Here is a 6,646-nt window from a genome sequence, read left to right on the forward strand (position 1 = left end):
TCGTGCGTTACGCCCGGTGCAGGCAGGGATGAATGACACGACAGCCACCGCCCAGTAGCGCGCAGAATAAGCTGGTCGACGAGGTCGAGCAGCTCCGCATATCGCTTGAATCGGCGCTTGATGAAAATGCCAGACTGGTCGTCGAACGCGATCAGTTGCGGACGCGTGCTCAGCAGATTGCAGCCGAATTGCAGGCGGCCAATGCAGCCTTATCGCGTGAGAAGGAGGAAGAGGCGCAGGACGTCGAATTAAAAAAGACGGCGGCACGTCAAAACGAAGCTGAGGAGGAGTTGCGTGTCGCCTTCGAGGAGCTGCAGTTGCTGACCGAGGAGTTGGAGATCGCCAATACGAGCCTTCACAAGACCAATCAGGAGCTCGATGCGCGCGTCGAGAAACGTACGCGCCAGCTCCGCGATATCAACCGGCGGCTGCAATCAACCGAGGCATCGTTCGCCACCGTCGCCGATCTCGTGCCCGACCTGCTGTGGCGCGCGGACGGCACCGGTGCGGCAAGCTGGTTCAACCAGCGCTGGTTCGCGTTCACTGGCCAGGATCCGTCGGAGCCGTTCGGCCTGGGCTGGCTCGACGCGGTTCACCCGCTCGACCGGACGGGATCGCGCAGTTCCTGGGCATTGGCGACCGAAAATGGCAGCGCCTATCAGCGTCAGCACCGTATCCGCGCCGCTGATGGAAATTACCGCTGGTTCCTGGTCCGGGCGGAGCCGCTGCGCGACGAGCAGGGCAACATCGTCAACTGGTTCGCGGCGGGCACCGATATTCACGACCAGCGGACCGCGATGGAGGCGCTGCAGCAGACCGAACTCAGGTTCCGTACCCTGATCGAAGGCATGCCCCAACTCGTCTGGCGCGCGGTCGATGGCGGCAAGTGGACCTGGTCCAGCCCGCAATGGCGCCAGTATACCGGACAGTCGGAGGACGAGAGCCTCGGATTGGGCTGGCTCGACGCCGTTTTGCCGGAGGATCGCCACCTGGCGCAGGCGGCATGGGCCAATGCATATGACCATGGGTCTCTCGAATTCGAGGCACGCATATTCCACGCGGATGAAGCCCGACACCGGCACTTTCGTACCCGGGCGCTGCCGGTACGCGATGTGGAAGGGCGGATTGTCGAATGGCTCGGCACATCGACCGATGTCGACGATCTTCTTCAGCTCCAAAAAAGGCAAGACGTCCTCGTGCAGGAGCTTCAGCACCGTACACGCAACCTGATGGCGGTCGTCCATGCGGTGACGACCCGAACGATCAAGGAAGCGACCACGCTCGACGAATTCAGGAAATGCATCGACGACCGCCTTCAGGCGCTGGCGCGGGTGCAGGGCCTGCTGTCCCGCCGGGGGCGCGGACTGCGGATTCCGTTCGACCTGCTGCTGCGCGAGGAACTCCTGGCGCATGTGGCGCTGGACGAGGAGGGGCAGGGCAGCCAGGTGTCGACGCGAGGGCCTCAAGATGTGGCGCTGCGCTCCGCCACTGTCCAGACGCTGGCCTTGGCGCTTCACGAACTGGCGACCAATGCGGTCAAGTACGGCGCCCTCTCGACGCCGTCCGGCCGCCTTGATGTGGGCTGGGACATCCGTGTCGACGAAGCCGGGCGGCGCTTCCTGCTGGTCGATTGGCGAGAGAGCGGGGTGAACATGGTCGAAGCCGATGGTCTACCGCATGGCAGCGGATATGGCCGGGAACTGATCGAGCGTGCGCTCCCTTATCAACTGGGGGCAGAGACAAGCTATATATTCGGAGCCGATGGCGTACACTGCACGATCAAGATGACGGTGCCGTCCCACGACATATCATTGGAGAATGACGATGGGTGAACAGCTTCTGGCGCGAAGGCGCATTCTGGTGGTCGAAGACGAATATTTCCTTGCCGACGATCTCGACGGGGCGCTGACCGATGCCGGCGCCAAGGTGCTTGGCCCACTACCCAGCGTGAAGGAGGCCGCGAGGTTCATCGCCAGCGAGCCGTCGATCGACGCAGCGGTTCTCGACATCAATCTTCACGGCGAGATGGTGTTTCCAGTGGCCGACGCGTTGCGTGAACGCGGCATACCATTCGCCTTTGCCACCGGTTACGACCAGTTGGCGTTGCCGGCCCGCTTCGCGGACGTGCCGCGCATCGAAAAACCTTTCAAAAGCGATCGGCTTGCGGCGGTGCTCGGGCCGATGATCGCCACCTGAGCGGGCGCTCGACGAACTTACTAATCGCCGCCGGTATGTTGCTGTTCAGTGGCAGACTGCTCGGCGCCTTGATCGACGGTATCTGGCGGGAGATCGGGCAAGACATCGCCCCGCCGCACGGCAGAATGGCGGCGTGGAATCAGATCGTCGTGGTGGGCGACCTCAATAGATCTTCTGATTGAGGGGTTCGATACGCAGCGTCACCACGTCGACCCCAGGTGGCCGCGTGGCGGCGAACAGGATCGCTTCCGCAACCTGTTCGGGCGGCAGCAATTTATACGCCTCCATCAAGCGCTGCCGTTCGTCGGGTGGAAAGGGCTGCATCGCGGATGCGATCGCGCCGGGTTCGATCAAGGTCAGCCTGATGCCGTCCGGAATCAGTTCCTTGCGCAGCGTTTCGGCGAAGGAGGCGACGCCGCCCTTGGCCGCGTTGTAGACGCTTTCGCCAACCGCCTTGATGTGCACGCTGATCGAGCCGATCAGGATGATCATCCCGTCGCGCCGCCCGTTGGCCTTGATCCGTTCGATCGCGGCCTTGGTGCACGCGACGTAACTTACCAGGTTGCTCTCGATCACGTAACGCCATCCGGCGTCATCCATCTCCGAAATCTGCCCCGAACCGACTCCGGCGCAGGCGATAAGCATGTCGAGGCCGCCGAGCCACTCATCCACGCGTGCGAACAGCCTGGTGACATCCGCAGGACTGGAGAGATCGGCCGAAAGAAAGTCCGCCGAGCCGGATGCGGCGCCAATCCGTTCGACTATGTCGGGCGGGGCGCTTCCCTCCCGATCGGTCAGAAGCACATGGGCGCCAGCATCGATCAGCATGGTCGCAACGGCGCGGCCCACGCCACCTGCGCCGCCGGTGATCAGCACTCGCCTGTCGTCGAGAAGTCGGGCCATCTCGTTGCTCCGCTGAGTGATGCCGACAAAACGAAAAGGGGAGGGTGGAGTTGCACGCGGTTCGCCATTCAAGGAACGCAAAGCCGCATAGCTCGTTGTTCTGATATCTTTGATCGGAGTTGGAAAAATGAACAGGAACAGCAACTTCTCCGACATGCCCGGCGAGGAGAATCGGGAGCAGCGCGACCCGGACCAGGCCGATGCCGTCGCGGATGATGCGCTGCATCTAGGCGAGGATCTGGCCGAGGACAGCGAGCATGGCGGAACGGCAAATCCCGCCGGTTTGATTCCTGAAGACGTTCCCGATCTCGTCGACAAGATGAATGAAATGGTACGTAGCGGTCACATCGACAACGGCGCCTTTGCCGGTGAGCCGATGCATGACGACGAAGAGGAATATCTCGGGCAGACCGACGATGATTCTGAAGACTAGTATCGGGATTTAGCGCGCGGACGTGATGCCCAGAAGAAATAGGTGGTCCTGAGTGGCCGATGGCCGGGTGAGGCAAATATGACCGGTGATGAACCCCTGCAGAACCCGCATCTTCAATCGGGCTATGGCGGTGATGAGGAGCCGTCCTCTCCACAGTCCGGCCCACCCATCAACACCGAAGGTCGGAGCGCCGAAACCAATCGAGGCAAGCGAGCGCCGCGGGAAGGCAGCGGGGCCGTGGTCGGTAGTGGCGCCGGTGCCGGTGGTGGCGGTGGGGCCGAAGATTTCGACAGCGATCCGGCGGGCGGCGGCGGCGCGATGCCGCCATCGAAGGATCGCGGACCGAGGACGGGCCCGGATGCTCCGGTGGGTGGTAGCCGCTGATTGTTACCGGGGTGACGAGAAGGGTGACGAGGACGCCGCCGCTTTCGCTTCAAAGCGGAGCGGTTTTTCCGGTGGTGCGGTCGAGCCCGCGTGCGACAATCACGTCGAGAACGGTCGCGCCGACGACAAAGGCGATTGCGCCCCACACGGCTTTGTTTCGCGGAGCGCCGCGCGCCGCCAGTGCAAGCGCGCCGAGATCCATGGCGTCGCCCGCGACCCGGTTCCAGACGCGGGCCGAATGTGCCGGGCTTTGCAGCAAGCCTGCACCCGCTACGACTTCGCGACCGCCGAACCCTTTCACCACCCCTTCGTGACCTTCCGCGTTGAGTGCGCGCGTGATCCGGCGGGAGCCGAACAACTCGGCCGCGCCGAGGGCAATGGAAAACAGGCCCAGGCCAAGGCTCAGCTTCTTATAGTCCATGACGATCTCCGCTACCGTCGTTGCGGTAGCTTTGCGAGTAATGGAAAGGCGCCGCCCGGCCGGATCATGCGTCGATAACCCGGCGCGCTGCAGGGCGGTTACGCACCTTGGGTTGGCCGCCGCGGGACGACGATCGGTCGAGTTTCCCAACAAGATCGACGTCTCGCGTTCCGTGTGCCGATCAGCCTTTCTTCTTGGCGTTTCCTTTCTTTCCGCCGCCGCGTCCCGTACCGGTGCTGCCGCTCGCGCCATCACCACCTTTTTTCGTCACTGCTCCGGGATTTCCGCCGGCGCCTTTCTGAGCCATGTCTCATCTCCTTTGTTGGTTTGCATCCCTCGATGTAATAGGTGCGCGTGCCGAATAGGGACCGGCAGCCGGGCATGCCCGTCACGGCCGGCTGCTAGAGCAAGAAGGGCTACGCCCCGCCGATGCCCGTGATGACCTTGCCGGTGCCTCCGCAGTTCGCGCATGCCTCGCCCGCGAGCCACCCGTCGCCTCCGCAGTCCGGGCACAAATTCTCTCCCGTGCCCGGAGTTCCGGGCGCTGCCTGATCTCCAGGATTGAGCTCGGCGTCTTCGGGGGAGCCAGATATCGCGCACATTTTCCTGATCCTGCTCGTGATAGGTTGCGATCAGCCGCCCGGCTGTCCGGACCCGCCGGTGTCACCCGCAGCGCCAGTGGATATGTTCCCGCCCGGCGACATGCCGGTTCCGTCGGTTCCATTGGCCGGGTCCGCGGTGAGATTGCCGCCGCCGCCACCCATGGAACCCATCTCCTCAGTCCCACCGGCGCCGCTATCGAGCGCGCTATTGGCGTTGGAGTTACCTGCCGCCTGACCGCCGCCAGAGTTATTGCAACCGGTAGCGACAAGCATAGCCGTAGCAAGAATGCTACCAATGAAGATTTTCATCGTCGTCTCCATCTAAGAATATGCTCAAACGAACGTTATTTGGTAACGTTCCGGGCGGTGTCTAAGTTAATGGCGGATTGAAATTACATTTCATGAAGTAAATGCTAAAATATAATCTGGGTTAGTCGGTTTGGCTGGCATGAATATTTCGGGAGACTTGCTGTAAAGGCGTTTACGATCGATTTTCCTCAACATCCTATGGTATGTTACAGAAGATGATTGCCGGCGCTGGTACGGCTTAACAGTCGATTCACTCGACAGTCCCATCCTGGGCGAGTCGCCGCTGTTGCCGCGGCTCGCCCCTTTTCTCGGCGAGACCTGCTGCGTTGGAGCGCTTCGTCGATGCCAAGGAACAACCGACATGAGCGATCACAGCACTACAGATACCAACGGCGTGTCGCCGGATCACGAGGCGCACGACCCGGCGCAGACGGCGCTGCCCTCGCGCGCTGCCGTTGCTTTCGCTGAAGGAAGCGAAGCGATCGCGCAGGTGCGCGCGGGCGACTGCAATGCGGTTCGCGATGCTGGACCAGATGAAATGCGGGATCAGGATGGCGAGGCATGGGACATCGTGGATCAGGGATCTGATGAGTCTTTCCCAGCCAGTGACCCACCCTGTTATTCCCTGCCGAAGCGGCCCTAGGCTGCTCGACGCTCCTGCTCGGTTGACGGAGAAGCTCCAGTCGAAGACCGGCAGGCGCATTCCGCTGCCTCGTGTTGAGATCTTCGCAGGCTCACGCATCTTGCGAACGTCAGCGTTGGTCGCTTCGCGAGGCGTCGGCGGCGCTCGATGTTCCCGTCGATCGGTCGCCGAGCGAGCGGCCTCCATCCGATCCTCCGGTGGCAGCGCCGGCACCAGCCGGGCCCACCGTCGCGGCGCCCGGCGCCGAAGCGCCAACGGCCTGCGGATCAACGGCAGTGGCGCCCGAGCTGGTGTCGGCCATCGCGCCGTTCCCGGCCGGACCGTCGTCCGTCAGCCGTTCCTGCGGGATTGCAGTGCTGGGATTTTCTTCCAGGCTCGCCGCGTTGTTGCCGGCGCTGCCGCAGCCTGCGGCAAGGCAGGCGAGCGACAGCGACATGATGCGTCCGAAAGGACCGACATTCCTCATCCCAACTTCCTTGCGCAAGGCTCTTAGCGGATCATCAGAAAGTTATCGGGGGCCCGACCGGCGGCGGCCCTAACCTGGATTGGATGGCCCGGCAGGATTCGCCGCACCGGTATTTGGCCGCGCCTAACCGATGTATCGCGCATTACGCGCCGCCTTATCCTCTAGGGGTTGTGGGGATTCATCGCGAGTTGATGACGGCTGCGGCGAGGTAGATCATTGCGGAGAAGCTTAGATCGGTTTTGCAGGCGCGCATGGCGATGCGCTTGAACTCTTTGAGTTTGCAGAAGAA

At 62.6% G+C, this 6,646-nt stretch carries 10 protein-coding genes and 1 pseudogene; 5 read left to right on the forward strand and 6 right to left on the reverse strand.

Annotated features, from left to right (window positions below; genetic code table 11):
- Positions 1 to 32 precede the first annotated feature (32 nt).
- Complete coding sequence (locus tag WP12_RS23560; RefSeq protein ID WP_052730472.1) at positions 33 to 1,832, forward strand: sensor histidine kinase; 1,800 nt, start codon at positions 33 to 35, stop codon at positions 1,830 to 1,832.
- Positions 1,825 to 2,196 carry a response regulator gene (locus tag WP12_RS17615; protein WP_046194981.1) on the forward strand — a complete coding sequence of 124 codons (372 nt, stop codon included), beginning with the start codon at positions 1,825 to 1,827 and terminating at the stop codon, positions 2,194 to 2,196. Before WP12_RS23560 ends, WP12_RS17615 begins: the two co-directional genes overlap by 8 nt.
- 162 nt (positions 2,197 to 2,358) lie before the next feature.
- Here the strand turns inward: WP12_RS17615 and WP12_RS17620 are convergent, their stop codons facing one another.
- Positions 2,359 to 3,099 carry an SDR family oxidoreductase gene (locus WP12_RS17620; RefSeq protein WP_046194982.1) on the reverse strand — a complete coding sequence of 247 codons (741 nt, stop codon included), beginning with the start codon at positions 3,097 to 3,099 and terminating at the stop codon, positions 2,359 to 2,361.
- Positions 3,100 to 3,253: 154 nt separating this feature from the next.
- Here WP12_RS17620 and WP12_RS17625 point away from each other — a divergent pair, with 154 nt between their 5' ends.
- A complete protein-coding gene (locus tag WP12_RS17625) occupies positions 3,254 to 3,532 on the forward strand; it encodes a hypothetical protein (RefSeq protein ID WP_235399187.1) in 279 nt (92 codons plus the stop codon).
- Between the two features lie 78 nt (positions 3,533 to 3,610).
- Positions 3,611 to 3,916, forward strand: coding sequence for a hypothetical protein (locus WP12_RS17630; RefSeq protein WP_046194984.1), 306 nt, complete (start codon positions 3,611 to 3,613; stop codon positions 3,914 to 3,916).
- 49 nt (positions 3,917 to 3,965) lie between these two features.
- Here the strand turns inward: WP12_RS17630 and WP12_RS17635 are convergent, their stop codons facing one another.
- The 3 genes from WP12_RS17635 to WP12_RS17640 all read right to left on the reverse strand — a co-directional run bounded on the left by WP12_RS17635 (position 3,966) and on the right by WP12_RS17640 (position 5,248).
- Positions 3,966 to 4,337: a hypothetical protein gene (locus tag WP12_RS17635; RefSeq protein WP_046194985.1), complete on the reverse strand. Its 372-nt coding sequence runs from the start codon at positions 4,335 to 4,337 to the stop codon at positions 3,966 to 3,968.
- Between the two features lie 181 nt (positions 4,338 to 4,518).
- Entirely contained in the window at positions 4,519 to 4,644 is a 126-nt protein-coding gene (locus WP12_RS26250; RefSeq protein WP_268794741.1) for a hypothetical protein, read from the reverse strand.
- A gap of 325 nt (positions 4,645 to 4,969) precedes the next feature.
- Positions 4,970 to 5,248: a hypothetical protein gene (locus tag WP12_RS17640; RefSeq protein WP_152664061.1), complete on the reverse strand. Its 279-nt coding sequence runs from the start codon at positions 5,246 to 5,248 to the stop codon at positions 4,970 to 4,972.
- 361 nt (positions 5,249 to 5,609) lie between these two features.
- Between WP12_RS17640 and WP12_RS25935 the strand changes: the two genes are divergently transcribed.
- Positions 5,610 to 5,891, forward strand: a complete 282-nt coding sequence (locus WP12_RS25935; RefSeq protein ID WP_046194986.1) for a hypothetical protein — start codon at positions 5,610 to 5,612, stop codon at positions 5,889 to 5,891.
- A gap of 109 nt (positions 5,892 to 6,000) precedes the next feature.
- Here the strand turns inward: WP12_RS25935 and WP12_RS17650 are convergent, their stop codons facing one another.
- Positions 6,001 to 6,357, reverse strand: coding sequence for a hypothetical protein (locus WP12_RS17650; protein WP_046194987.1), 357 nt, complete (start codon positions 6,355 to 6,357; stop codon positions 6,001 to 6,003).
- 178 nt (positions 6,358 to 6,535) lie between these two features.
- Positions 6,536 to 6,646, reverse strand: a pseudogene (locus WP12_RS25940) (IS5/IS1182 family transposase); the annotation flags it as partial.

This window comes from Sphingomonas sp. SRS2 (genome assembly GCF_000971055.1).
GTDB lineage: Bacteria > Pseudomonadota > Alphaproteobacteria > Sphingomonadales > Sphingomonadaceae > Rhizorhabdus.